Annotated in this window: 17 protein-coding genes, 1 tRNA gene and 1 pseudogene; 8 read left to right on the top strand and 11 right to left on the bottom strand. The window is 60.5% G+C overall.

Going from position 1 to position 24,544, the window contains the following annotated elements:
- Positions 1 to 119: 119 nt before the first annotated feature.
- The 5 genes from IDM28_RS03050 to IDM28_RS03030 form a co-directional block, all read right to left on the bottom strand.
- Positions 120 to 2,720 (bottom strand): fimbria/pilus outer membrane usher protein, encoded by a 2,601-nt coding sequence (locus IDM28_RS03050; RefSeq protein WP_188035348.1) that lies wholly within the window; start codon positions 2,718 to 2,720, stop codon positions 120 to 122.
- 24 nt (positions 2,721 to 2,744) lie between these two features.
- Positions 2,745 to 3,449 (bottom strand): molecular chaperone, encoded by a 705-nt coding sequence (locus tag IDM28_RS03045; protein WP_188035347.1) that lies wholly within the window; start codon positions 3,447 to 3,449, stop codon positions 2,745 to 2,747.
- A 60-nt stretch (positions 3,450 to 3,509) separates the two neighbouring features.
- Complete coding sequence (locus IDM28_RS03040; RefSeq protein ID WP_188035346.1) at positions 3,510 to 4,088, bottom strand: fimbrial protein; 579 nt, start codon at positions 4,086 to 4,088, stop codon at positions 3,510 to 3,512.
- 1,364 nt (positions 4,089 to 5,452) lie between these two features.
- Positions 5,453 to 5,776, bottom strand: a complete 324-nt coding sequence (locus tag IDM28_RS03035; RefSeq protein ID WP_262499973.1) for a YceK/YidQ family lipoprotein — start codon at positions 5,774 to 5,776, stop codon at positions 5,453 to 5,455.
- A gap of 155 nt (positions 5,777 to 5,931) precedes the next feature.
- Positions 5,932 to 6,174 carry a hypothetical protein gene (locus tag IDM28_RS03030; protein ID WP_188035344.1) on the bottom strand — a complete coding sequence of 81 codons (243 nt, stop codon included), beginning with the start codon at positions 6,172 to 6,174 and terminating at the stop codon, positions 5,932 to 5,934.
- Between the two features lie 235 nt (positions 6,175 to 6,409).
- Here IDM28_RS03030 and IDM28_RS03025 point away from each other — a divergent pair, with 235 nt between their 5' ends.
- The 3 genes from IDM28_RS03025 to IDM28_RS03015 all read left to right on the top strand — a co-directional run bounded on the left by IDM28_RS03025 (position 6,410) and on the right by IDM28_RS03015 (position 9,846).
- Positions 6,410 to 6,799 carry a YybH family protein gene (locus tag IDM28_RS03025; RefSeq protein WP_188035343.1) on the top strand — a complete coding sequence of 130 codons (390 nt, stop codon included), beginning with the start codon at positions 6,410 to 6,412 and terminating at the stop codon, positions 6,797 to 6,799.
- A 99-nt stretch (positions 6,800 to 6,898) separates the two neighbouring features.
- Positions 6,899 to 8,401 (top strand): purine-cytosine permease family protein, encoded by a 1,503-nt coding sequence (locus tag IDM28_RS03020; RefSeq protein ID WP_188035342.1) that lies wholly within the window; start codon positions 6,899 to 6,901, stop codon positions 8,399 to 8,401.
- Positions 8,402 to 8,415: 14 nt separating this feature from the next.
- The gene (locus IDM28_RS03015) at positions 8,416 to 9,846 is read left to right on the top strand and encodes an aldehyde dehydrogenase family protein (RefSeq protein WP_188035341.1); all 1,431 of its coding nucleotides are present in this window, start codon (positions 8,416 to 8,418) and stop codon (positions 9,844 to 9,846) included.
- A 42-nt stretch (positions 9,847 to 9,888) separates the two neighbouring features.
- Here the strand turns inward: IDM28_RS03015 and IDM28_RS03010 are convergent, their stop codons facing one another.
- The 3 genes and pseudogenes from IDM28_RS03010 to IDM28_RS03000 all read right to left on the bottom strand — a co-directional run bounded on the left by IDM28_RS03010 (position 9,889) and on the right by IDM28_RS03000 (position 13,911).
- On the bottom strand, positions 9,889 to 12,291 hold the full coding sequence (locus tag IDM28_RS03010; protein ID WP_188035340.1) for a DUF3772 domain-containing protein: 2,403 nt from the start codon (positions 12,289 to 12,291) through the stop codon (positions 9,889 to 9,891).
- Positions 12,292 to 12,346: 55 nt separating this feature from the next.
- Positions 12,347 to 13,150: pseudogene (gene ada, locus IDM28_RS03005) on the bottom strand (bifunctional DNA-binding transcriptional regulator/O6-methylguanine-DNA methyltransferase Ada); the annotation flags it as partial.
- 128 nt (positions 13,151 to 13,278) lie between these two features.
- Positions 13,279 to 13,911: a DNA-3-methyladenine glycosylase family protein gene (locus IDM28_RS03000; RefSeq protein ID WP_188035338.1), complete on the bottom strand. Its 633-nt coding sequence runs from the start codon at positions 13,909 to 13,911 to the stop codon at positions 13,279 to 13,281.
- A 126-nt stretch (positions 13,912 to 14,037) separates the two neighbouring features.
- Between IDM28_RS03000 and IDM28_RS02995 the strand changes: the two genes are divergently transcribed.
- The 3 genes from IDM28_RS02995 to IDM28_RS02985 all read left to right on the top strand — a co-directional run bounded on the left by IDM28_RS02995 (position 14,038) and on the right by IDM28_RS02985 (position 18,051).
- Positions 14,038 to 14,553 carry a sigma-70 family RNA polymerase sigma factor gene (locus IDM28_RS02995; protein WP_101316461.1) on the top strand — a complete coding sequence of 172 codons (516 nt, stop codon included), beginning with the start codon at positions 14,038 to 14,040 and terminating at the stop codon, positions 14,551 to 14,553.
- The gene (locus IDM28_RS02990; RefSeq protein WP_101316459.1) at positions 14,540 to 15,496 is read left to right on the top strand and encodes a FecR domain-containing protein; all 957 of its coding nucleotides are present in this window, start codon (positions 14,540 to 14,542) and stop codon (positions 15,494 to 15,496) included. Before IDM28_RS02995 ends, IDM28_RS02990 begins: the two co-directional genes overlap by 14 nt.
- Positions 15,497 to 15,591: 95 nt before the next feature.
- On the top strand, positions 15,592 to 18,051 hold the full coding sequence (locus IDM28_RS02985; RefSeq protein WP_188035337.1) for a TonB-dependent siderophore receptor: 2,460 nt from the start codon (positions 15,592 to 15,594) through the stop codon (positions 18,049 to 18,051).
- A 15-nt stretch (positions 18,052 to 18,066) separates the two neighbouring features.
- Here IDM28_RS02985 and IDM28_RS02980 read toward each other — a convergent pair whose 3' ends face one another.
- From IDM28_RS02980 to IDM28_RS02970, 3 genes are all read right to left on the bottom strand, one after another.
- The gene (locus tag IDM28_RS02980) at positions 18,067 to 19,227 is read right to left on the bottom strand and encodes an MFS transporter (protein WP_150570037.1); all 1,161 of its coding nucleotides are present in this window, start codon (positions 19,225 to 19,227) and stop codon (positions 18,067 to 18,069) included.
- Positions 19,228 to 19,608: 381 nt separating this feature from the next.
- Positions 19,609 to 21,684, bottom strand: a complete 2,076-nt coding sequence (locus IDM28_RS02975) for a TonB-dependent receptor (RefSeq protein WP_188035336.1) — start codon at positions 21,682 to 21,684, stop codon at positions 19,609 to 19,611.
- A 160-nt stretch (positions 21,685 to 21,844) separates the two neighbouring features.
- Positions 21,845 to 23,059 carry an MFS transporter gene (locus tag IDM28_RS02970; protein WP_101316450.1) on the bottom strand — a complete coding sequence of 405 codons (1,215 nt, stop codon included), beginning with the start codon at positions 23,057 to 23,059 and terminating at the stop codon, positions 21,845 to 21,847.
- 181 nt (positions 23,060 to 23,240) lie between these two features.
- Here IDM28_RS02970 and IDM28_RS02965 point away from each other — a divergent pair, with 181 nt between their 5' ends.
- Both IDM28_RS02965 and IDM28_RS02960 read left to right on the top strand, forming a co-directional pair.
- Entirely contained in the window at positions 23,241 to 24,176 is a 936-nt protein-coding gene (locus tag IDM28_RS02965; protein ID WP_262499969.1) for a FecR family protein, read from the top strand.
- A 96-nt stretch (positions 24,177 to 24,272) separates the two neighbouring features.
- Positions 24,273 to 24,349 (top strand) — tRNA-Met (locus tag IDM28_RS02960).
- The last annotated feature ends 195 nt before the right edge of the window (positions 24,350 to 24,544 follow it).

Here is a 24,544-nt window from a genome sequence, read left to right as displayed (position 1 = left end):
GCGTCGATGCCTCCAGAGCATTAGCGAATAAGGTAACGATGTTTAAATAGGCATACCTGCACGCATTACAGCCGCGACGCCGGCACTTTTCTGCATCAGCGACATCATGATTGATTGGGTTATGTCTGTCCTGACTCAATGATCTGGCAGCTCACGCTGATCTGCTCGATCCCCTCACCTTTCAAAGAAAAGCGCTCGAGATCAATAGTTGTGCTGCACCAGTCCTTTGCATCCACTTCAATGGTTAGGCGTGACGTATCAGGCACCCCGGTTAGAAAAACGCGCCCCTGATCTGCGACCATGGCACTGCTGATCAATTTACCGTCTTGGTCATAAAGTTTGGCTTGAGCAGCAAATGGGGCAAAGGTGCCATCGCGTGTCGCCACCTTGACCAACAGTCGTCTGCCATTGCGCGTTTCGAAGTTGGCCTTCACAAACGCTCCACGGGTCGGGGAGACTTCCTGAACCAGATTAGTGATATCTGTCGTGTCAGATAAGGTGTCGGTATTGAGCGACACCTTGTTGCCACGATACGGTTGGGCAGAAGGCAAGACGGTATAGCCAGAGCGATTGGTCCGGACACCTTTTCTGGAACGAACACCCACTCCGGCAGCACCCGGCGTAGCCACGATGATATTGGTTTCACCCAGTGGCTGAGTAAACATAAATGCATCGCTCAAAGCGACAAGGCCACCCTCAACGCCGTAATCCATCTGGGTGGTTTTTTGATCCGAGCTATAGGCCCCGTGCCAGATGGCGTTGGCAGCGTTGTAGCGCGCTGAAATTGAATGTCCGGTCAGCCGATCATCCTGCTCCTGGCGTTGGTTCAGGCCGACGCTGTAGGTCAGCGCATTATCTTCCATGAGCGAGTCGGACATGGAAACGTTACGGCTGGAGTTACCACTCGAGTCGCCGCTTGCACCTGCACTGATACGCCGCGAAGAACCCACACCCCCCAAAGGCAAACTGACGCCAAGTGAGATACTTCTAGTGGATTGTTCTGCACCTCGAGTCTGGGCGACGCCGAGCGTATAAGAGGCGCTCCCCACACTAAAGTTGTAGCCAATTTGCACGGAAGTAGCGCTAGCCGACTGGTTCCAATAACGCGTTTTACTGATGTTGGCGAACAGGCCTCCGTAGGACCCAAATTGCTGAGACATATTGGCTGTGAAGGCACTTTTCATGTGACTTGAAAAGTAATCCGAAGCCAGCATACCGCTGTTTAATACCTCATCGGCGTATACAGTGTTCGCGGCGTTCACGGCCCTTATATTAACGGCCTCATTGAAGCTGTAATAACCTGCTGTTGAGTAGCGGTAGCCGAGCAAGCTAAAACTGGTATCGGTGGTTTCAATAGACTTCGAGTATCGGAAGCGGTACGACTGACCGGTCGCGGCGCTATCCCCAATGCCTTGCGTCACTGCGTGAGTAACGTCCATCGATACTGCGCCGAACCCAGCAATGTCCTGCGCGACACCGAACAGGGCCGAGTGATAGTCAGCGCTATAAATCCCACCCGCCAATAACGTGGTTCCACTCGCCACTCCCCTGCGATAGCTCACCTGTGCAAATGTCGGCTTGGGGATGTCTGAGGTCGTGCTGGCAGAGCGGTACTGACCGAGCGTCAGTTCATAGCTATGCTGGCCTTCTCGAAGCATGTAAGGCACCGAGGAGAATGATTGGGTGTAAACCTGGCGATCGCCATTCGGGCCTTCGATGGTGATTTCTATATCGCCATTGTTGGGCGTTGAATACAGATTTTTCAGAGCAAACGGGCCAGAGGGTACCCACTGTTCACTGATGACGTAGCCACGCTGGCGCAGAGTGACCAGTGATCGACCATTAGCGATGCCCCTGATGACCGGCGCAAAGTTCCTAGCGCTGTCAGGCAGCATATCCAGATCAGTGGCGACACTCACACCTCGATAGGAAATGGTGTCGAACAGATCGCTGCTGGTCGCTCCGTCGCCCACCGTGGCGATTGACATGGTATCGCCCAGCGCACGTTGCACATAGGTGTCGACAGACTTCCACTCGCCCCTATTGGATCCGCTTTTTTGATAAGTCGAGAAGTTCCGGAAGCGCCAAGCGCCCGCATTGATCCCGCTGTGCAGGCTGCCAAAATTGGATTGTCGGCGGGAGCTGTCGGTTTCCTGGCGACTGCCTGTGAATGAATAATTGGCGAAGCCCAGGCGCTCACCGTCTGACCAATGGCGGCGGCGCACCTCCAAGGGCACTTCCCCTATGAACGCCTGCGGTACCTGCACGTCCAAAAACTGTTTACTGAATGCGTAGTCATAGGTCACGCCGGCCAAGGAGCCACTGAATGCCACGCATTGATCTTCGTAGACGGTCGCTTTGGCCAAGCGTTCGCCATCAACACCCAGTTCTTTGAGCGCTTCGATAGAGAAGCAAGGAAAAAGCCCCGTCAGGCTCTTGGGCTGATCAGGCTGTTCTCTGATAAAGCGGACATCGCGTTCATCAACGGTCTTGCCATTTACCGCCACTCCCACGCGGTAAATACCTGGGAGCTGCCCTTCACTAAGCGCGGTGACTTGCGCAGCTACGGCATCCCCGCCAGAACCACCACCGATGTCCAGGAAAGTCGGATCGAAACTGAATTCGGCGTGAGCGGTTGACGCGATAATAGAGAAACCAAGCAGAGACATACGCACTACATGGATTCGGCGCAGCCAGTTACACGTGCGCCCTGTACGCATGAGGTGCTCCTCTAAGTAGTCTACTTATCGATTAACCAGAGTGGTGGCCGGTGTTTCAACCACACTGCCGAATTCGTTGATATAACTCAACACTATGCTTTCGCCAGCGTTGGCAGGGATATTTACTGAACTATGCTGACCCGGTGAGATAACGTCCGGCATGCCATTTTGTTCACGACCGTTGATTACCAACTTGCTCACCACAATATTGTAGCGCGAAGGATTATCGAAGCTCAGGCGACCATTGTCAGATGACCACACAACCCCTTTAGCGGCCTCGATCAAGCTGCCCGGTAAACCTTGAGGACGGTAAAATAACTTGATGCTGGTCTTGATTGCGATCTGCAGGACGTTCTCCTTGCCAGGCTCGGTACTCTTAGCAGGGATGGCCTTGACGTTGACCGAAAACAAACTTTCCTTATCGCTCGGTAGTTGACTGGTCTGCACAGCGATAATTCTCAGCACATTCTGACTACCAGGATCCAGGCGAAACAAAGGCGGCGTAACAATAAATTTTTCGGTTGCCTGATCATTTTCCCCATACTCACTGATCCAGGACTGGATTAGATAGGGAATGTGATCGTCCACCGTATTGGTGATGGAGAGGTTCGCTTCTTTTTCTTTACCTTGATAAATCACGCGAGTAGCACCAACGTTTACTCCCGCCTGTGCAAGCAGGCTGGATAAGCAAAACGCGGCCGTCGTCAGCACTAGTAATTTAAATTTCATCTGGTGAGGCATCCTCGTACCAGAGCTCACGACATCGTGAGTCTCTGGTACAACATGGGCTTATCGATAAGTGATATCGAAAGTTGCGACAGCATTGATCCGACCGGTGCCGATACCACGGGCAGTGACGTCACCGTCGGTGCCAACGGTGTCTGCGACCAAGCGGACATAAGAGGCGGTGAAGTCGAAAGTATTGCTGGCTGGGCGCAAGGTGTAAGCGGTGCTTTCAGTATTCAGAGGCAGTTTGGTACCAGTCACTGCATCGGCAATCTGGATACCTACACCTGCTACTTGGTTGCTACCGACCATGCCCAAAATGGTAGCGTCAGTCGCTGCTGGCTGACCGCTGAATTTCACAGTCGCATTGCGCATGGTTGGGCCGCTGCAGTTTTCCAGCGAGATGCTGAACGGTGTGCCATCGGTGGTAGCCAAGGCGCCGACAGTATTAGGGAAGTCCGCGATACGCACCTGCCCCATATCCACCGACTGGGTTACACTTTGGCTATTGATGGTACAGGCGTTGTCATTGACCACACCGGTGAACTCAATTTGCCCATCCGCCGCTTGAGCGGTAGACATAATGAGTGAAGCCAACAAGGTGCAGGACAAAGCGGAATATTTGATTGAACGAACAGACATGAGAGGCCTCGCTTATTTAAGTTATGTAGTCCCTGCCACATTCCGTTTCAACTGCAGGGAGGCGCTACTATCGCCGTAGCGGCCTGACTACGAACATAAGACGAGTCTCAAAGCGTGCCGTGTGCACTGAGCGGATCGTCATCGCTTATGCGACGGAGCCCAGATATGCACATTACAATCCCAAACAACGCTGATGGTTGCGCAACCCATGTAGATCGCTACGTAGCGCGGGGCAGACACCTAGCACGATTGAGCAGACCACAGCAGATCGCTGTGTAGGGCTGCGCTGTCAATCTGTGCTGTCTACTACGTGTCAGATATCGCAAGCGCGGCGCGGTGGCGCAGTTTATAGCGCCTCTCAACATCGCGCTCGGTTAGGGGTAGGTGATATTAAGCGTGTATTGGCTAGCAAAATTTCCTGACGGGGCTGACCCAGGGTTGGTCAACTGCGGCTGAAAGCGGAGCCTCAAGCTGTTGCTGCCTGCATTGAGGTTTAATGATCGCGGCGTCCCGAAAGCCACTGGCGTCCGCGTATCGTCCCAAGTACTCGCCATCGACAGACCACTCAGAGTAGTAGCAGAAACCCCAGTTTTACCGGTGACAGCAGACTGAGTAGGCACCAAGGTCGCCTGCGCGCGAGTCGCTGACTGGCAAGACAACGAGATATCTGCCACCTGGCTCGCCCCAGACAGCTGATCGCTTGAGACAGTACCGAAGTACAAATTAGCTGCACTGGGCGAGGTCAAAGTGCATGCAGGTGCGGCAACGGTGTAAATATATACAAGCCCCAAATACGACTGGGAATAGTTAGTGTTTGCCCGTGACGTAAACCAAAGACTGACTTGCAGATGATAAATCCCTGGCTCAGTTTTTGCCACCCCTCCAGCCTGGACATTAAGATCAAACTGTGTACCCACGGGCAGATCAACACACGATCCTCCAAGTGCACATGTCGAACTAAAGGTTCCTTGACCTCCATAAGGAACGGCCATGTAGGTCCCCGATTGAAAGAAATAAAATGCAGGATCCCCTAGGCCATTTGCGTACTGAGCGGTGTAACTTATGCCAGCGCCCTGTGGAAAACGCCTGAGCATTCTGCAACTGGTACTGGTCGATATCAGGATTCGTTCACCTGGGGCGACAGTCCCTAGATCATTAAGCCCCGGAACATTGCTCGAACACGTGATGTTATTTTCGACAAATGCCTGCGCAGCCCCATGAAATGAAAACAGCACCATCCCAAGCAGGGTGAGTTTTAGGTAAGCGCACGCGCCTCTGCCCAGCCGTTCAACGAATCTATACATAGTCTTAAACTTAGCGCCTCTTGAACCACTTTCTGCGACAGCGTACTGCCGACGGCCACCCTATAAGTCGAGGGAGCCCTCTGAGTGTTGAAGATAAATCGTGTAAGGAAGTAACACCGTATCGGCTATACCGGAAGGTATGAGATCGAGTACTTGCAAGGGTATCAGTGCCGGAGCCGCAGGGTCATGTTCACCTACCTGAGGCGGACCATGTAGGATACACAAGTCGTAGGAGACACCGCTGTAGATTCGCGGAATCGCTTCACATCGGGTTTTAGCAACTCTCAACTTGCTGATCGCGTTTGCATCCGAACTGATTACCGTATTAATGGTACCGCATCCATATAGTGTCAACCCCACTGTCGCAACAAATACAGCTCTCATCATCATTAACTGCGCCTGGTAGAAAACACTGTAACGCGGAGATTTTTTGCAACCACGACTACCGCGCAACTTAACTTATCGCGACCTACTGGCGGCCCATTACCCCACACCACCCCTACTGCAGGACCACTAAAATTTATTGGTCCGGGTCTGGTTTACGAGCAGAAAAAACCCGCCATCAGATCACACACTCGCCCCACCATAGCGTTACCATCAACTGCTTTTAATAGGACGATTCCTAAAGTCAAAGAACCATCAAATGAGATGATCTCCCAACTGTGAGAATTGAAGGCTGCACCTGTCCACCCGTTGGAGGGGCTAAATCCTGGATCCCAACTTGCACTGACACAACGGACTTCATCGCCGCAAAAGGCCAGCCAGCGCAGCAGCTTCGTCAAGGGTTCACACCAGTTTCAGATCTGAACAGAGCGTGCTTGGTTCACCGACGGCGCGCCACAGCTTCGCGACGCTTGTCGTACGCTAAATGCGCCCACAGGAACCGCAGGCGCTCTGCCGCCCCTTGAATCACTTCACAAATCCCTGAACTAATTATTTCTCCCAGCAGATTCTTCGCCCCGCAAACCCTGCGCAAAATCCGCCCACCATAATCACAATAACCGTGAGGCCACCGCAGTGGACCAGACCCTCCAGGTAAGCCAGGCCGCCGCCGAGCTGGTAGCCGCCTTTGCCAGCAACGACACCCAGCGCTACTTCGCCTGCTTCAGCGAAGACGCCAGTTTCGTCTTCCACACCCTCCCCCAGCCTCTGTTCTCGCGTCAGCAATACCAAACCCTCTGGCAGCAGTGGCAGGCGGATGGCTTCAAAGTGCTCGATTGCCAATCGAGCAACGCCAGCATCACCCTTCAGGGCGACCTGGCAATCTTCATCCACGATGTCGACACGCGCATCAGCCTGAACGGTGAAGAACAACAACTGGCCGAGCGCGAGACCATCCTGTTCCGCCGTCACGACTGCCGCTGGCTGGCGTGCCATGAGCATCTCTCGGTCGTTTCGCCAGCCTGACCCAGCAGCACACCTTGCGGCCCTGCCGCTTCTGCCAACGCACCCACAAAAGCGTCCGCGCCTTGCGCCGACCAACAACAACCGCGCTGGAGCATCAACATGAGCCACTCGACCGGTATCGAGAGCAATGGCGTCGAGCAAATCCCCGACGAGCAACGCCATGCCACCCCGCTGGACCTGTTCCGCCTGATCTTCGGCGGCGCCAATACCTTTGCCACTGCCGTGCTCGGCAGCTTCCCGGTGCTGTTCGGCCTGTCATTCCAGGCCGGCGTCTGGGCGATTCTGCTGGGCGTTGGCATCGGTGCCGTGATCCTTGCGCCCATGGGCCTGTTCGGAGCACTCAATGGCACCAACAACGCTGTATCGTCCGGTGCACACTTTGGCGTACACGGGCGCATTGTCGGCTCATTTCTGTCATTGCTGACCGCCGTCGCGTTCTTTTCCCTGTCGGTGTGGAGCTCCGGCGATGCCTTGGTCGGCGGCGCCAAAAGGCTGATCGGGCTGCCGGAAACCGACCTGACTCTGGGTCTGGCCTATGGCCTGTTCGCGGTGCTGGTGCTGGTGGTGTGCATCTACGGTTTTCGCTTCATGCTGTGGGTCAACAAGATCGCCGTGTGGGCCTCGAGCCTGCTGTTTCTGCTGGGCATCTTTGCCTTCGCCGGGTCCTTCGATGCGGGCTACGCGGGTAGCGTCAATGTCGGCCAGGCGGGCTTCTGGGCGGCATTTGTCGGTGCGGCGATCCTGGCCATGAGCAACCCGGTGTCGTTCGGTGCGTTTCTCGGCGACTGGTCACGCTACATCCCGCGCGAAACGCCAAAAGCGCGGATCATGCTGGCCGTGATTGGCGCCCAGGCCGCCACCTTGATCCCGTTTCTGTTCGGCCTGTGCACGGCCACACTGGTCGCCAGCCAGGCGCCTGACTACATCGCTGCCAACAACTATGTCGGCGGCCTGCTGGCGATTTCGCCGAGCTGGTTCTTCTTGCCGGTGTGCCTGATTGCGGTAATCGGCGGCATGTCGACCGGTACCACCGCGCTGTATGGCACCGGGCTGGACATGTCCAGCGTGTTCCCGCGGCTGCTCAGCCGCGCGGCGGCCACGCTGCTGATTGGCGTGGCAGCAATCGGCTTTATCTTCCTTGGCCGTTTTACCTTCAACCTGGTGCAGAGCGTGTCAACCTTCGCCGTGCTGATCATCACCTGCACCAGCCCATGGATGGTGATCATGATTCTTGGCCTGATCACCCGCCGTGGCTTCTACCATGCCGACGACCTGCAAGTGTTCACCCGTGGCCAGCGTGGCGGCCACTACTGGTTTCTGCATGGCTGGAACTGGCGCGGCATGGGCGCCTGGCTGCCCAGCGCGGCGCTGGGCCTGTGCTTCGTCAATCTGCCGGGGCAATTTGTCGGCCCGCTGGGTGAACTGGCCGGCGGCATCGACGTCAGCCTGCCGGTAACCCTGGGCGTGGCCGCCCTGCTCTACCTGGGCTTGCTCAGGCTGTTCCCTGAACCTGCTGGCGTGTACGGGCCGAATGGTCCGCGCTGGGTGCGCTGCAAAAGCACTACGCCCCAACCAGTAACCTCTGCCGCCAAACTAGCCTGACTGGAATCCCCCCCATGAACATCTCTCACTATATCGATGGCTGCTGGGTCGAAGGCCAAGGCACTGACTGCTTCACCGTCCACGACCCCGCGCTGGGCGTGCCGTTCGCCGAGCTGATGGCCGCCAGCACGGCCCAGGTTGACCTGGCGGTTACCGCCGCGCGACAGGCGCTGCCTGCCTGGAAAACCACCCCGGCAAGTGAACGCGCCCGGCTATTGCACGGCTTCGCCGAGCAGCTGACGGCGCGTCGTGAAGCGTTGGTCGCCCTGCAGATGCGCAACAACGGCAAGCCCCGCCACGAGGCTGAAGTCGACCTCGATGACGCCGTTGCGACTTTCACCTATTACGCAGCGCTGGCCGAGCAATCGCCGGCGAGCAACCGCGAAGTACCCTTGGCAGTGCCAGGCTTCACCTCGCGTACGCGGCTGGAACCGATCGGTGTGGTTGGCTTGATCGTGCCGTGGAACTTCCCGCTGGTGACCAGCGCCTGGAAGCTCGCCCCGGCCCTGGCGGCAGGCTGCACGGTGGTGCTCAAGCCCTCCGAAGTCACGCCACTGGTGGAGCTGGCCTACGGCGAAATCGCCAGTCAGATCGGCCTGCCCGCAGGCGTGCTGAACATCGTCAATGGCAAGGCCGAGACTGGTGCCGCACTGAGCGGCCACCCCGGCCTGGACAAGCTGTCATTCACCGGCAGCAATGGCGTTGGCAGCCAGGTCATGCGTGCCTCAGCGGCGCACTGCCGGCCGCTGACCCTGGAGCTGGGCGGCAAGTCGGCAATCATTGTGTTCGACGATTGCGACGTGCAGCAGGCAGTTGACTGGATCATCGCCGGCATCACCTGGAACGCCGGCCAGATGTGCTCGGCGACCTCGCGTTTGCTGGTGCAGGAAGGCATCGCCGACGCGCTGCTCAGCAACTTGCAGCGTGCTTTGACTCAACTGCGGGTGGGGAATCCGTCACGCGAAGAAGTCGACATGGGCCCGCTGACCAGCCAGGCGCAGTGGCTAAAAGTGGCAGGTTACTTTGCCAGCGCGCGCGATGAAGGCCTGCGCTGCCTGGCCGGCGGCAAGGCGCTGGACCGCGACGGCTGGTTTGTCAGCCCGACGCTGTATGTCGATGTGCCCGCGAGCAGCCGCCTGTGGCAGGAAGAGATCTTCGGCCCGGTACTCTGCGCGCGGCGTTTCAGCACCGAACAGCAGGCAATCGAGCTAGCCAATGACAGCCGCTTCGGCCTCGTAGCCACGGTATGCTCCAGCGACCTGCAGCGCGCCGAACGGGTCGCCGACAGCCTTGAAGTCGGCCATGTCTGGATCAACTCGGTGCAAGCGGTGTTCGTCGAAACGTCCTGGGGCGGTACCAAGGCCAGCGGCATTGGCCGCGAGCTGGGGCCATGGGGGTTGTCGGCCTATCAGGCAGTCAAGCATGTGACCCGCTGCCTGGGCTAGCCGACGCGCCCCTTGGCAGCAAGGGGCGCGCTGCTAGCGCGATCAGGCGGGTTCGTCGGCGGGCTTGGGCGCTTCCTGCACCAGCACCATGCTCTGCGGCGAAGACAGCGCAATGTCGGCATCGCGCAAGCGGCCGAGCACGGTGAACAGCAGGTCGCTGCGGGTGCCGGAGACCTGCCGCGGGCTGGCCACATAGCCGCTGACGCTCAGCGTCATGCCACTGGCGGTAAGGTCCTTGAAGGTCACCGAGGGCGCCGGCGCATCCAGAATCGCCTCGTGCTCGTGGTACGCCGCCATCAGCAGGTCGCGCACCTGATCAGGGTCGGTTTCCAGCGGCAGGGTCAGGGTGATACCCACCACACCCAGCGCATTGCCCATGGTCACGTTGCGCACGTTCTGCGAGATGAACTGCGAATTCGGCACGATCACCGTCGAACGGTCGGACATCTGGATCTCGGTGGCGCGCACGTTGATCCGGCGGATATCGCCTTCGACGCCAGCCAGGCTGACCCAGTCGCCGACCTTGACCGGGCGCTCGGTGAGCAGGATCAGGCCAGAGATGAAGTTCTGCACGATCTGCTGCAGGCCGAAACCGATACCCACCGACAACGCACTGACCACCCAGGTCAGGCTGGTCAGGTTGATGCGCAGGGTCGTCATCACCAGCATCGCCAGGAACAGGAAGCCCAGATAGCCGACCAGGGTCACCAGCGAGGCACGCATGCCGGCGTCCATATCGGTCTCGGGCAGCAGACGCTCGCTCAGCCAGCGCTTGACCACACGAATGGCAAACAGCCCACCGAGGAACATCGCCACAGCGATGAAAATATCCTGCGGCACGATGTTCAGATTGCCGAGCACCTTGCCGCCGCTGCCGTCCCAATCGGCCAAGCTCATCAGCAGCTCGCTAGGGCTGGTGCCGGACGGCATCAGCGCCAGCAGCGCGGCGAGGAACAGCAACAGGGTGCGTCCGATGCCAGCCAGAACAGTGCTGGCCTGGGCCTGATGACGCGGCTTCAAGCCGAGCGTCGAAGCCAACGCCAGACCACCAGGCTGGCGTGGCGAGAGCAGGGTTTCGCAGAGGTCGCCGAATACCGTCACCAGCAGGTAGGCGCAGGTGACGACCACGCTGATCCAGAGCATTTTCGCCGCGAGGAAGTACGCCAGGGTCAGGTAGCCCGCCAGCAATGCCAGCAGGATCAGCAACACCCAGACCACGATCACGAACGGGATCAGCCCGGCGAGGCCGCTTGGTCGCTCGATCTGGTGCTTGCGTCGGGTGCGGCGGTAGCGCACCAGGGCGGCGAAGAACACCAGCGACACCACCAAAGCGGTCAGGCCATTGGTGGCAACGGTCAACGCCAGGCTGGTGCCAATCACACTGTTGATCCGCTCCTGGGTCAACAGCACCATCAGCGCTACGGCCAGCACCTTGGGAAACCAGCCCAGCGCGCTGGCCACTTCGTCGGGGATCGGCGGCAGCCGCCAGGACGGCCGCTGCAGCATCAGCATGGCCCGGCCCAGGCCGGTGATGAAGGCACTGAACACCACCAGCGTCAGCACGTGGTTGATCAGGCTGGCGATATCGGCGCCCAGCTCGGCGCTGGTCTCCAGCCCCCAGCGCACCAGCGACACCGAACCGGCAATGGTCGCCAGCGTGGCCAGGCTGACGCCCAGCGCCAGGGCGCTGCGGCGCAGGCGGCCTTCAGGCAGCCAACGGACCATCGCATCGGCCAGCAGACGCTCGACCAGCAAACGCGCCAATGTCCATACCAGCAGCGCGGCGACCAGGCTGGCGATGAACAACCAGCGGTGTTCAGGGCTGAGCGCGCTGGCCAGGGCATCACTGGCCTCGGTCTTCAAGGCCTGCAAGCGGGCGACGTCATCGTCGGTTGGGCGAATCATGCTTGACCAGAACGCCGGGCTCAGCGGGCTGGCGGCGCGGCTGGTGACCTGCGAGTTGAACTGGCTGCGGCGCAGGTTGACGATCTGGGTCGACAAGTCACGCGCTGACTGAGTCAGCTGGGTGGCGTTCTTCTGCTCGGCCAGTAGCTTCTTCTTGTCACTGGTGAGCTGCTGACGCTGGCGGGTGATGCTTTCGCCCTCGTCGGGCAGCACATCGCCAAGCACCTTGAGCTGATCATCCAGGCGAGTAATGTCGGTGGTGCGCACGGTGGTCAGCGCATCGGCCTGGCGCTGCACCTGCATGGCCGCCTGACGCAGCTGTGACAGCTGGTCGTCATTGGCATTGCTGGTAACGCCCTGGCGGATCTGGTCGAGCCGATCGGTCAACTGCTCCAGGCTGGCGTTTTCTTCCAGCGCCGGCATTTCCCCGGCCAGCAGTTGCGATACCGGCGTAGCGCCCGCCGACCAGGCCGGAGTCGCCACCCACATAAGCAGGGCCAGTAACCCCACACACAAACGGTCAAGGCTTACACGCCTCATCGAAATCACCTATAGACAGACTCTGCTGGCGGCGAATTCTACGCCGCTTGCCGGCTTAGGGAAGTGCCGTTTCTCGCTCCAGCAACTGCCGTTTACGCTCAACTCCCCAGCGGTAGCCGCTCAGATCACCGTCACGGCGAACGACCCGATGACAGGGGATGGCCACGGCGATGCGGTTGGCTGCACAAGCGAGTGCTACTGCCCGCACGGCTTTTGGCGCACCGATGCGCTCGGCGATATCGGTATAGCTGACGCGCTGGCCTGCCGGGACTTCACGCAAGGCCTGCCAGACCCGCTCCTGAAACGCCGTGCCCTGCACATCCAGCGGCAGGTTAAGGCCCAGCGCGGGTTGTTCAACAAAGCCCACTACCTGCGCGATCAACTGCTCGAAGCGGCTGTCTGCACCGATCAGTTCGGCGTTGGCGAACTGATCCTGCAGGTCATTGAGCAACTGCGCAGGGTCATCGCCAAGAAATATCGCGCAGACCCCACGCGCACTCTGTGCCACCAGAATCGCGCCCAGCGCGCACTGCCCAACGGCAAAGTAGATGGTCGCGCCTGCACCACGTGCGCGGTACTGCTTGGGCAACATGCCCAGGCGTTGGCCGGCGCCTTCGTAGAAGCGGCTGTTGGAGTTGTAGCCGGCATCGAACAGCGCTTCGGTCACGGTCGCCGCCTCGCCTTGCAAGCGCTCGCGCAGGCGCTGGGCGCGAAATGCCGAGGCATAGGCCTTGGGGGTAAGGCCGGTCTCGGCCTTGAACAGGCGGTGCAGATGAAACCGGCTGACCGCGAGCTCGGCCGCCAGTTGGTCAAGGCTGGGCAGGCTCTCACTGGTTTCGATCAGGCGGCAGGCGCGCGCAATCAATGCGGTACGCCGGGTACTGGTAGTGTCGACAGGCTGCATGTCGCAGTCTCCTGGCTGGGATGGGCAAAGCGTGGCAGAGCCTCTGCCAGCGTTCACTCCGATTCTTGCGCTTGTTCCACTGGTCAGCCTACCGCACGCCACAGATACCACGCCGCAGCGGTCCGATAGGGGCTCAAGGGTAGTGCCAACGCGCGCATCTGCGCAGGCGTCGGCGCCTTGTCCAGACCCTTGATGCGCCGATAACCCTCGCGCACACCAAAATCATCGACCGGAAGGATATCCGAGCGCTCCAGGCAGTAGATCAGCAGCATCTCTACCGTCCAGCGGCCGACCCCACGCAACGTCACCAGCCGCTCGATCAATTCGTCATCGGCCATACCCAGCGCCTCGGCCCGGCTTGGCACCACGCCGTCGAGGCGGGCCTGGGCGATGCCCTGCACAGTGGCCAACTTGTTCGCCGAAAAACCACACCCGCGCAGCGCCAACGGGGTGGTCGCCAGCAACTGCTGAGGGCTGGGAAACGCCGCCTCCGGGTATAACGCGAGCATCCGCTGCAAGATCGCCTCGGCCGCGCGCGCGTGCAACTGCTGGTAGGCAATCGCCCGCACCAACGCCTCATAGGGCTCACGCCCGGGCGTAGCGCGATGCAGGCAAGGGCCTATCGTCGCAACATGGCGGGCCCAGTCAGCATCAATGCTGGCCAGATGAGCGCTGGCCTGCTGCAGCCCCGCCGCGCTGAGGTCGGACACAATCATTGGCAAAAACCTGTGTTGAGCCTGATCGCCCATCTTAGCCCAGGCCTTTACCTGAACCCTACTTCACCCATAGAATTGAGAACCATTAACAAACGCATATAACTCTAGTTCAGGGCCATTGATCCGATGCAGATGAACGACACGCTCAAGCCGTCCGAGGTCGATCTGCTCTATCAAACCCACCACGCCTGGCTGCGTGGCTGGCTGCGGACTAGAGTCGGCTGCATGGAGAACGCTGCCGACCTGGCCCAGGACACCTTCGTCCGCCTGTTGCGGGCACGCCAGGTATCACCGCTGAAGGAACCCCGCGCTTATCTGAGCAGCATCGCCCGTGGCCTGATGATCGATCAGTTTCGCCGCCGTGCGCTGGAGCGGGCCTATCAGGACAGCCTGGCCTGCCTGCCCGAGGGCGAAGCGCCCAGCGAAGAGTACCGGCTGATCATTCTCGATACCCTCGAACGCCTGGATCGCGCCCTGCAGCAACTCAAGCCGCGGGTGCGCCAGGCGTTTTTGCTTGCACAGCTGGATGGCCTGAGCATTACCCAAATCGCCCTGCGCCTGGAGGTTTCCCGCGCCACCATCGAACGCGACCTGGCCAAGGCACTTGGCGTCTGCTACCGGTTGCGCTATGCCGACCTCTGAGCGCACGCCGGCGCAGGCCCAGGTCGATCAGGCCATCGACTGGCTGGTCAAGCTGCGTTTCGACGAGCCAAGTGCACGCACCCAGCGCCAGTTCCAGCAATGGCTTGCCAGCCATCCGCATAATGCCCTGGCCTGGCAACGGGTCAGCGAGCTGAGCGAAGAGCTGGCCGGCCTGCCCAGCGACTTGAGCCGGCGTACCCTCGATGGCAGCCGTCGGCAGCGCATCAGCCGCCGCGATCAGCTCAAGCTGATGGCCGTGCTGGCGGTTGGCGGCAGCCTCGGCTGGGCGGCGCGTGAACCCCTCGGCCTGCAGGCACTGCTCGCCGACAGCAGTACCGGCACCGGCGAGCAACGCCAGGTGCAAGGCAGCGACGGCAGCACAATCCAGCTCAACACCGCCAGCGCCATCGACCTGCGCTACAGCAGCGATCAGCGCCAGTTGAGCCTGCTGCGTGGCGAGCTGACGCTGGACAGCAATGGCGCCGATAACCGGCCTTTCATCGTCAGTACTCGGGTGGGTCAGCTGAGCACGCAGAACGGGCAATTGTTGTTGCGCGAAAACGACGCCGGCTTGTTGCTGGCGGTGCGTCGTGGCTCAGTCACTGTTGACTCGCAGAGCAACCCGTTGCGACAGGTGCAGGCGGGCCAGGTAGTGCAATTGTCGATGTCTGGCGCCGCGTCAGCGGTGCAACTGCATGGCGATCCCTGGGCCTGGACCGACGGCGTGCTCAGCGTGCAGCAGATGCCCCTTGGCGAGTTCATCAGCGAGCTGTCGCGCTACCGGCCAGGGCTGTTGCGCTGTGCAGATGAGGTTGCTCGGTTGAGGGTGTCCGGTACCTACCAATTGGCCGATACCGAACAAATTCTGTTGCTGCTGGCGCGCACCCTGCCGGTGCGGATCGACTACCGCACACGCTACTGGGTCAGCATCGGCGCGGCCTGAAAAAAACTGAAAATAAATGAGGTGGAATCTCATTCTCGCTCGGCCTGAAGGAACAAAGCCCGAAAAGTGGACTTGATCATCTTCAGGAGCGCTGCATGATTCACCGCCGTCCCCACCGCCCCGATCGCCTGCGGCATGCCGTCCAGGCCGCCCTGCTCGGCCTCGGCCTGAGCGCCGCCGCTCTGCCCGTGCTGGTCCAGGCCGCCCCCGTCAGTCAGAACCAGCAACGTGACTGGGACATCGCCGCCGGCCCGCTGGCCAGCGCACTGGACCAGTTGGCCCGGCAAGGCGGCCTGAGTCTGTCGTTCGACGCCAACAGCCTGCAAGGCAAGACCACCCGAGGCGTGCAAGGCCGGTATGACAGTGCCCAGGCCTTGTCGATCGTACTGCAGGGCAGTGACGTGCAGGTCCAGCAGGAGAGCCCCAGCAGCTTCCTGCTGATCCCGGCAATCGACGCCGGTGGCGCGCTCGAGCTGGGCGCGACCAGCATCTCCAGCGACCGCCTGGGCGAGACCACCGAGCATTCCGGCTCCTACACCACCGGCGCGGTGACCATCGGCAAAACCGCCCAGAGCATCCGCCGCACCCCGCAATCGGTCACCGTGGTCACGCGCCAACGGATCGACGACCAGAACATCACCAACCTGACCAACCTGCTCGAGCAGACCCCGGGTGTGGTGGTCAACATGACCGACAGCGAGCGCGTGCAGTACTACTCCCGCGGCTACGCGATCGACGCCATTCAGTACGACGGCGCCACCGTGGTGCAAGGCAGCGGCGGTGGCTCGTTTATTCAGAGCGACTCGGCGATCATCGACCGCGCCGAGATCCTGCGCGGCGCCACCGGCATGCTGCGCGGTGCCGGCAACCCGTCCGGTACGGTCAACCTGGTGCGCAAGCGCCCAACTGCCGAGTTTCAGGGTGAAGGCAGCGTGACCCTGGGCAGCTGGGATGCCCAGCGCTATGTGGCCGATGTGTCCGGCCCGCTGACCGAAACCGGCAACGTACGTGGGCGGATGATTGCCGTGCACGACGACAAGGATCACTTCCAGAACTCGCGCATGGAGCGCAAAGAGGTGCTGTACGGCGTACTCGCCTTCGACCTCAGCGACAGCACCACGCTGACCACCGGCCTGGAATGGACCAAGCTCGACGCCACCGGCGCCTGGGGCAACCTGCCCGCCGACTTCGACGGCAAGCCGCTGCCGTTTGGCCGCAGCACCTACCTGGGGTCGGACTGGAACCGCTGGGACCGCAGCAATCTGCAGACTTTCGCCGAGCTGGAGCACCGCTTCGACAACGACTGGAAGCTCAAGCTGATGGCCCAGCGTACACACTTTGAGCTTGACGACCACGGCTTCAAGCAGACCTTCTTCAGCCGGCCCACTGGCACCAGCAATCCCTACCTGATGAATTACCAGGTCACCGAAGGGGATGGCGGCGAGAGCATCCAGAACAACCTCAGCGCCACCCTCAACGGCCCGTTCGAGCTGCTCGGTCGCACCCACGAATTGATGCTCGGCGTCGAACGCATCCGCAACGACTCCTACGCTTCGGCCACCAACAACGTCGCCTCGGGGCAGTTCGATCTGCGCGACTGGGACCCGAAGACCAGCCTGCCGGAGCCGGATATCACCATCTTCGCGCACCCGGTGCGCACCCGTACCACCCAGCAGGCGGCCTATGCCACCTGGCGCATTTCGCTGGCCGAGCCGCTGACGGCGATCATCGGTGCGCGCAACAACTGGTACGACTACGAGCAGGAAAACAACGTCAAATCCAACGGCAAGTTCGCCGTCGACAACAAGATCGTGCCGTATGCCGCGCTGATCTATGACATCAACGACAACTTCAGTACCTACGCCAGCTACACCGAGATCTTCAACCCGCAGACCGCCACCGGGGTCAGCGGCGCGGTGCTCGAGCCGACTACTGGTGAAGCCTACGAGACCGGGATCAAGGGTGAGTTCTACGAAGGGCGGTTGAATACCTCGCTGGCGTTCTTCCGCATCTATCAGGTCGGCAACGCCCTGGATGACATCAGCGGCCCTAACCCGTGCCTGCCCAACTACACCAGCGGCTACTGCAAGGTCGCTGCCGGCAAGAACCGCAGCCAGGGCTTCGAGCTGGAGATTTCCGGTGAAGTGCTGCCGGGCTGGAACGTTGGCGGTGGCTACACCTACAACACCACCGAGTACCTGAAGGACACCAGCAACAGCACCGGCAACCCGATCCGTACCACCGACCCCAAGCGCATGTTGCGCCTGTTCACCAGCTACCGCCTGCCGGGCGAGCTGGAGGCGTGGACCATTGGCGGCGGGGTGCAGGCGCAGAGCGATATCTACAACCGCAATGGCACTGCCGAAGCGTCACAGGCGGGCTATGCGGTGTACAACGGCATGGTCAACTACCGCTTCAACCAGCAGTACTCGCTGCAGCTCAACGCCAACAACATCTTCGACAAGAAGTACTACCGCCAGGTCGCGCCGACGCCAACCGGCTATTACTGGGGTGATCCGCGCAACGTCTCGGTGACCCTGCGCGGCAGCTTCTGAGCCTTCGCCGAGGGCTTACTCGGCGGCTGCCTTGAGCTTGCCGGCGCGGCGGTACGACTGCCGGGCAAAGCACACGAACAGCCCTGCCATCAGTGCCAGCGCCATCGGCAGGCCATGCGGTGCGGCGCCCATCGCGGCGCCGCTGAGCAGCGGCCCGATCAGGCTGCCGACGCCCCACAGCAGGCCGACGCTGGCATTGGCCGTGACCAGGTCGCGGCCCCTGAAGCGCTGGCCGATCAGCACCAGCGCCAAGGTGTAGATGCCGCCAGCCACTGCGCCCAGCAGCACCAGCATCGGCCATAACAGCCAGCTCATCTGCAGCAACCACGGCAAGCCAATACCGATCAGCATTGCTACCACCCCGCACAGCAAATGCAGGCCGGTGCGCTCGACCCGATCCGCCAACCAGCCCAGCGGCAGCTGGAACAGCATGTCCCCGGCAAACACCACGGTCACCATCAGCGCCGCTACGGCCACGGCAAAGCCATGAGTGGTGGCATACACCGGCAGCAACGACAGCACCACCGCATCGAAGAACGAGAAGAACAGCACCGCCACACACAGCGCCGGCGCGACCCGGAAGAAACCAGCCAGGGTAAAGCTCTTGTCGTCTTCTTCAGCGTGTTCGACGTGGTCGTTGGGTACGGTCAGCACGATGCACAGCAGGGCCAGGCCATAACAGGCCGTGACCACCCCGGTGATCCACGGGCTATGCGCGCCGACCAGCGCCAGCATCGCCGGGCCAAGCACCTGAAAGCCGGTAAAACTGGTGGCGTACAGCGCCATGATCTTGCCGCGGTTGTGCTCCGGGCAAAGCTCGTTGACCCACGATTCACCCAGAATGATGGCGATCCCCATGCCCAGGCCAAGCCCCAGTCGCAACAAGGCCAGCAGCCAGATCGATGAGAACGCCCACTCCAACAGGCCGATGGACAGCGCGCACAGGCTGAAGCACAGCAAATAGATGGTGCGTCGGGTCAGGTAGCGGCAGCAGGCATCGACCAGAAACGCCGAGAGCATCATCCCCGCCGCCGGTATCGCCGCCATGATGCCGATCTGCAGGGTATTGGCACCGCTGTCCTGCAGCCGCAACGACACCAGCGGCAGGCTCGCCCCGAGGCTGAAACCCACGACCGATACGGCGAACAGAAGGCCCGCCAGCAAACGCATGTTCATTACCCACTCCTTGCATGCCGGCACGGCGGCACCTGCGGCCGCGTCGGCTGATAACCCTGAAAAATGACTGCACACAGGCGCCCATGGCCAGGCGCAAAGGGCGCTGGTCGCAGCGGCGCGAATCAGTTCAGGGCAAGGTGTGGCGAGAAGGTGAAGGCAAACAGCACGCTGCGCCGCCGCTTGAGCACCGTGTCGCTCGGCCAGGCACGCCGACAGGCCTGGGCTGCAGGCTGAAGGGCTTGGAGGAGACGCTGACTACGGCGCATTGCATCGACTACGCAGGTAAAGAGGAAGCAGAACTCTAGGCCAAGGCTAGCGAGCGCGTCAATCCGGGGCATGCAAGGGCGGTGAAACGAACCGTGCGCTTCACCGCCTCCAGGCTTACATGTCGTAACGCAGCGCCAGGCCAAAGGTACGTGGCGCACCGGCATCGATGATGTCGCCGCCACGGTTGTTGGTCACGTACTCCTTGTCGAAGGCGTTTTTGACAAAGCCGGACACCGCGATGTTCTTGGTGACCTTGTACTCGCTGCTGAAGTTGGCCAGCACGTAGTTGTCGCTTCTGCGCTCACCGATAACCTGGCCCGCGGTATTGAAGTCGTATTGCGACGGCGCCGTGCTTTGGTAAGTCAGGTCGGTGTTGAAGGTAAGGCGTTCATTGACCCGATACAGCGCGCCCAGCGACATCTTGTACTTGGGCGCATAGAGGAACGCCTCGCCACTGCGGTCCTGGCCGTTGCCGGCAACGAAGTCCTTGTACTTGCCATCGGTGACCGAGCCACCCAAGGTCAGCGTCAGTTGCTCGCTGAGGTCTTTTTCGACAAACACTTCCAGGCCTTTGATGGTGCTGCGACCGGCGTTATACACATTGATTACGTTGCTGTTGTCCTGCCGTACGCTGACCTGCTGGTCTTTCCAGTCCGTGTAATAGAGGTTGGCGCGAGTGCGCAGGCTGCCTTCCATAAATGTCCCGCGATAGGACAGCTCATAGTTGGTGGTGTACTCCGGGTCATACGACTCGTGACCACTGCCGGAGCGCACGTTGACGCCGCCGCCGCGATAGCCTTTCTGCACCATGAAGCCGAGGAACTGATTGGCCGCCAGTTCATAGTTCAGACCCAGCTTGGGCAACAGGGCGTTGAACGATTCGCTGACTTGCCCCGGACTGGACAGGTCATCCTGCTTGACGTCGGTGTCATTGGTTTCGTGGTCGTAACGCAGGCCGGTGATCAACGTCCAGCGCGGCGCGAAGGTCCAGTTGACCTCACCGAATATAGCCTTGTTATCGATTGTCGTGTCGCCTTTGACGGTGGCGAACAAGGTGTCATCGAACAACAGGCGGTCATGGAATTTGTTGGTGCTGTGGCCGTAATAGGCGCCGATGAAACTCTTCACGTCATCCGAGCTGTAGTTCAGCCGCAGTTCCTGGCTGAACAAATTGCCATCGTGTGCACGGAGGATGACGTCGTTGCTCTCGGCGGTCTGGTCGAAGTCCAGGCGGTTGCTGTAATCGGAGCGGGTGTTGACGGTCATGCTGGTCAGCGACCAGGCGTCGCTCAGGCGATAGTCGACCTTGGCGCTGACGGTGTCCTGCTTGAGGTTGTCAAAGGCCTGGGTATTGGACGACACCTTGTAGTAGCGGACTTTGTCGTTCTCGCGCATGACCGAGTTGTCGCCCTGACGGTGCTCGCTGTGGGCATAAGTCAGCAGTACATCGAGATCGTCATTGGGCAGGATCAGCAACTTGCCGCGGGCATTGCTGGTGCGATGCGGGTTGGCATCCTTGCCCAGCGCGATATTGTCGATATAGCCGTCGCCGTCCTGGCGGTCCACAGCGATACGCCCGGCGACCTTGCCCTCGACAATGGCGCCACCACCAGCAACGGCCAGGCCTTTTTCACCGTAGTTGCCAACGTTGGTCTGGGCAGAGAAGCTTGGGTCGAAGGTCGGATCCTTGGTCTTGATCACCACTGCACCGGCCAGCGAGTTGCGCCCTTGAGTGGTGGACTGCGGGCCAAGAAACACCTCGACCTGCTCGGTATCCCACAGCGGGTTCGGGCTCAAGGTCAGCGCCCGGTTGGGCTGCACAGCGCCATCGATATAGACCGACACGGCACCGTTCATGGTCGACGGCCCCTGGTCATCGAAACCGGACACCGGCACACCACGGATGCCCCAGTTCTCGTTGCCGGCCTGGCTGTATACCCCAGGCGTTCGCGCAAACACATCAACCAGGCTGTGATCGGCCTTGTCGCGCAGTTGCTGCTCGGTGACGACCACAACGCTGGACTGGGTCTGCTCGAGGGTGCGGTCGATCTTCTCGCCGGTCACCGTGATTGGCGCCATCTCGACCACGTTTGGTGATCCAGCGTTCGATGTTTCAGCGGCCCAGCCGCTATTGGCCAGGCACGCGGCAGCGCCCACAGCCAGGGCAAGCGTATTCTTCTTGAAATTCACGACCCGCTCCACTACGCCAGATATTGTTGTTTTGCGCAGGCCCACAGCTCGTTGCGGCCAGCGGGGCGGATTCTAAGTGAAAGTGAGCGTTATAGGAATAAGATTGATAATGACTCTTATTAACTTGCAGTGAGGCCGCATTGCGACCCCATTGCACTTGTCAGCGTTTGCCGGTAGACGGCAGCAATATTGCCAGCAGGCCAAACAGCGGCAGATACGAACAAAGCGCATACACGTATTCGATCCCGCGCAGGTCGGCCACATAGCCCAGCAGCGCCGCGCCGATGCCGCCAAAGCCGAACATCAGGCCGAAGAAGATCCCGGCGATCATGCCAACATTGCCCGGCACCAGCTCCTGGGCGTAAACGACGATGGCCGAGAATGCCGAGGCGAGGATAAAGCCGATCACCACACTGAGGATGGTGGTCCAGAACTGATCGGCGTACGGCAGCGCCAGAGTGAACGGCGCTACTCCGAGAATCGAGAACCAGATCACCGCCTTGCGCCCGAAGCGGTCGCCAATCGGCCCACCAAAGAACGTCCCCGCCGCCACCGCGCCAAGGAACAGGAACAGGTGCAACTGCGAGCTGGCCACCGAAACGTCGAACTTTTCGATCAGGTAGAAGGTGAAATAGCTGGTGAAGCTGGCCATGTAAAAGTACTTGGAAAACACCAGCAAGCCCAACACCACCAATGCGCCAATCACGCGCTGGCGCGACAGGCCATGAGTCGCTTCTACCGCCTTGCGCGCCTTGGCCTGGTTGAGGTGCTCCTTGTACCAGCGGCGCAGCAGCAGGGTTACGCCGAAGAAGAACAAGCCAGCCAGGCCGAACCAGGCGACATGGGTCTGGCCGAACGGAATGACGATCGCTGCTGCCAGCAGCGGGCCCAGCGCCGAGCCGGCATTACCGCCGACCTGGAAGGTCGACTGGGCCAGGCCAAAGCGCCCACCCGAAGCCAGCCGGGCAATCCGCGATGTCTCGGGGTGGAATGCTGACGAACCGATGCCGACCAGCGCCGAAGCCACCAGAATCATCGGGAAGCTGCCAACAAATGCCAGCATTACGATCCCGACCAAGGTGCACAGGGTGCCCAGCGGTAGCAGATTCGGCGTCGGCCGCTTGTCGGTGAAAAAGCCCACCCACGGCTGCAACAGCGACGCAGTGATCTGGAACGTCAGAGTGATCAGGCCGATCTGGGCGAAGCTCAAGTTGTAATTGGCCTTGAGCATTGGGTAGATCGCCGGCAGCACGGCCTGGATCAGGTCGTTGATCAGATGCGCCAGCGCACAGAAGCCGATGATGCGCATCACCAGAGGGTTGGCACCTGAAGCCGTAGTTGCGCTGGAGGTGGTTTGAGAACTGCTGATGGCCATGGGCTCGACATCCGTCCGCGGGTTTGGGATCCGATTATCGGGAAACAAATCGATACATAGCTAGCTTTTTTACCATCGGTCCGACACGTACTTGTAAATGGTTCTCAATATAATTAGCATCCATGGCACATTGCCCCACTCCCTTTCGCCGCTTCCGCCTCACCTGCGAGCAGACCGATTAATGAACCCAATGCCCGCCCAGCAGCCCACGCCCGACGCCGATCGCGAGGCACTGGAGTGGTTTTCCATGCTCCGTCAGCCAGGTTGCGATGAGCAGCAGCGGCAGGCGTTCGCCACGTGGCAGCAGCAGGACCCAGCCAACGCCCGCGCCTACGCTGAACTGGAAGCCTACTGGCAGCAGCTCACTCCGCCTCCAGCGAGGCCGCGCCCGCGTCAGTTGAAAACCCGCCGCAGCTATCTCGGCAAAACCCTCGCCGCGCTGTTTCTGTTGATCCTCGCCGCCCTTGCCTATCTGTATTGGCCGTTGATGCAGCGCCTGGCCAGTGAACTGCACACCGCCAGCGGCGAGCGCCGCAGTGTGCGCCTGGCCGACGGTTCAACGATGCACCTGGACAGCGCCAGCGCGATGAACGCCGACCTGCGCGGGCGCACCCGCCAGTTGCAACTGGTGCAAGGTCAGGTTTCGCTCGAAGTGGTGCTCGATGGCCGCGCCCTGGAAGTGCAAGTCGGCCAGGCGCGCATTCAGGTCTATGGCACTCGCCTGATGATCGCCCGCAGCAGCCAACATGACGAACTGGTCGTGCTCAACGGCAAAGCCATGATCATTCAAGGCGGCGATCAACGCCTGCTCTCGGCCGGCGAACGGGTAACCTTCACCGAACAGCGCATCGACCCTGTGCAAAAAATCGACGTGCAGCGCGTCGAGGCCTGGCGCAGCGGGCACTTGCAGGCCAAGGATCAGTCCCTGGCCAGCGTGCTCGAGCGCCTGGCCGGCTATCAAGGCCAGCGCGTCTGGCTGATGGATGAGCAAACCGCTTATCGCCGGGTCAGCGGTGATTTCAACCTCGACCGCGCCCAGGCCAGCCTCGATCAGCTCGCCGCCGAGCAGCAATTGCAGCTGTATAGCCTGTTCGGCCAGTGGCTGATCGCCCGCTGAAACCGCACGTGCCGGCTAAGCGGTTGAAACCGTGTAAATTTTTTTTGATCCGGGTGTTGACAGAGGGGCGTCTGAAGCGAATAATGCGCGCCAGTTGGCTACATAGCTCAGTTGGTTAGAGCATAGCATTCATAATGCTGGGGTCCGGGGTTCAAGTCCCTGTGTAGCCACCACCCTTCAGATCTACAGATTTCTCACGAGGTCTGTAGATCTAACAAGAAGCCCGCCTAGTGCGGGCTTTCTTGTTTCTGGCGTTCTGTCCTTGAATCGCCCTGCAACTCCTCTGCGTATTCCTCTGGGCAAATTTCCCCGCCTGCCCTCTCAGTGCCGATGCCGCGAGAAGTCAACGCACTTACATTCAGTGCGTA

The organism is Pseudomonas sp. EZ-C24 (assembly GCF_014525325.1).
In the GTDB taxonomy this organism is placed as follows: Bacteria; Pseudomonadota; Gammaproteobacteria; order Pseudomonadales; family Pseudomonadaceae; genus Aquipseudomonas; species Aquipseudomonas shirazensis.
Note: the sequence above shows the minus strand (reverse complement) of the source record. Positions and strands in the feature narration are given on the sequence as shown.

Bases quoted from the DNA above. Each gene is read 5' to 3' on its own strand.
- IDM28_RS03045 (WP_188035347.1), bottom strand. From the start codon at position 3,449: ATGAAATTTAAATTACTAGTGCTGACGACGGCCGCGTTTTGCTTATCC.
- IDM28_RS02995 (WP_101316461.1), top strand. From the start codon at position 14,038: ATGCAGATGAACGACACGCTCAAGCCGTCCGAGGTCGATCTGCTCTAT.
- IDM28_RS03035 (WP_262499973.1), bottom strand. From the start codon at position 5,776: ATGAGAGCTGTATTTGTTGCGACAGTGGGGTTGACACTATATGGATGC.
- IDM28_RS02970 (WP_101316450.1), bottom strand. From the start codon at position 23,059: ATGGCCATCAGCAGTTCTCAAACCACCTCCAGCGCAACTACGGCTTCA.
- IDM28_RS03050 (WP_188035348.1), bottom strand. From the start codon at position 2,720: ATGCGTACAGGGCGCACGTGTAACTGGCTGCGCCGAATCCATGTAGTG.
- IDM28_RS03015 (WP_188035341.1), top strand. From the start codon at position 8,416: ATGAACATCTCTCACTATATCGATGGCTGCTGGGTCGAAGGCCAAGGC.
- IDM28_RS03020 (WP_188035342.1), top strand. From the start codon at position 6,899: ATGAGCCACTCGACCGGTATCGAGAGCAATGGCGTCGAGCAAATCCCC.
- IDM28_RS02990 (WP_101316459.1), top strand. From the start codon at position 14,540: ATGCCGACCTCTGAGCGCACGCCGGCGCAGGCCCAGGTCGATCAGGCC.
- IDM28_RS03040 (WP_188035346.1), bottom strand. From the start codon at position 4,088: ATGTCTGTTCGTTCAATCAAATATTCCGCTTTGTCCTGCACCTTGTTG.
- IDM28_RS02965 (WP_262499969.1), top strand. From the start codon at position 23,241: ATGAACCCAATGCCCGCCCAGCAGCCCACGCCCGACGCCGATCGCGAG.
- IDM28_RS03000 (WP_188035338.1), bottom strand. From the start codon at position 13,911: ATGATTGTGTCCGACCTCAGCGCGGCGGGGCTGCAGCAGGCCAGCGCT.
- IDM28_RS02985 (WP_188035337.1), top strand. From the start codon at position 15,592: ATGATTCACCGCCGTCCCCACCGCCCCGATCGCCTGCGGCATGCCGTC.
- IDM28_RS03010 (WP_188035340.1), bottom strand. From the start codon at position 12,291: ATGAGGCGTGTAAGCCTTGACCGTTTGTGTGTGGGGTTACTGGCCCTG.
- IDM28_RS02980 (WP_150570037.1), bottom strand. From the start codon at position 19,227: ATGAACATGCGTTTGCTGGCGGGCCTTCTGTTCGCCGTATCGGTCGTG.